This window comes from Streptomyces milbemycinicus (assembly GCF_002154605.1).
In the GTDB taxonomy this organism is placed as follows: domain Bacteria; phylum Actinomycetota; class Actinomycetes; order Streptomycetales; family Streptomycetaceae; genus Streptomyces; species Streptomyces milbemycinicus.
Map to the genome: position 1 here is coordinate 1 of NZ_MUNE01000604.1, position 694 is coordinate 694.

Below are 694 nucleotides of genomic sequence, written 5' to 3' on the forward strand. Positions count from 1 at the left end.
CCGACCTCCGGCAACACCGGCATCTCGCTCGCCATGGCGGCCAAGCTCAAGGGCTACCGCATCGTCTGCGTCATGCCGGAGAACACCAGCGAGGAGCGGCGCCAGCTGCTCACCATGTGGGGTGCGGAGATCATCTCCTCGCCCGCCGCCGGGGGCTCCAACACCGCCGTACGCGTCGCCAAGGAGCTCAGCGCCGAGCACCCGGACTGGGTGATGCTCTACCAGTACGGCAACGCGGACAACGCGGGCGCCNNCGCTGATGGGCGTCGGCCGCTATCTGCGCGAGCACGTCCCCGGCATCCAGATCGTCGCCGCCGAGCCGCGCTACGACGACGTCGTCTACGGTCTGCGCAACCTCGACGAGGGCTTCGTCCCCGAGCTCTACGACGAGACCGTGCTGACCACCCGCTTCTCGGTCGGCTCCGAGGACGCGGTGGCCCGCACCCGGCAACTCCTCGCCGAGGAGGGCATCTTCGCCGGCGTCTCGACCGGGGCCGCGCTGCACGCCGCGCTCGGCGTCGCCCGCAAGGCGGTCAAGGCCGGGGAGAGCGCCGATGTGGTCTTCGTGGTCGCCGACGGTGGCTGGAAGTATCTGTCGACGGGCGTCTACACCGCCGCCACCACGGAGGAGGCCATCGCGACGCTGCACGGCCAGCTCTGGGCGTAGCCCGGGGGCCGGGGCTCGGGGCTCTGG

1 pseudogene is annotated in these 694 nt (G+C 71.5%); it reads left to right on the forward strand.

Annotation, left to right across the window (positions count from 1 at the left end):
• Positions 1 to 667, forward strand: a pseudogene (locus CCN51_RS40205) (pyridoxal-phosphate dependent enzyme); the annotation flags it as partial.
• Positions 668 to 694: the final 27 nt, after the last annotated feature.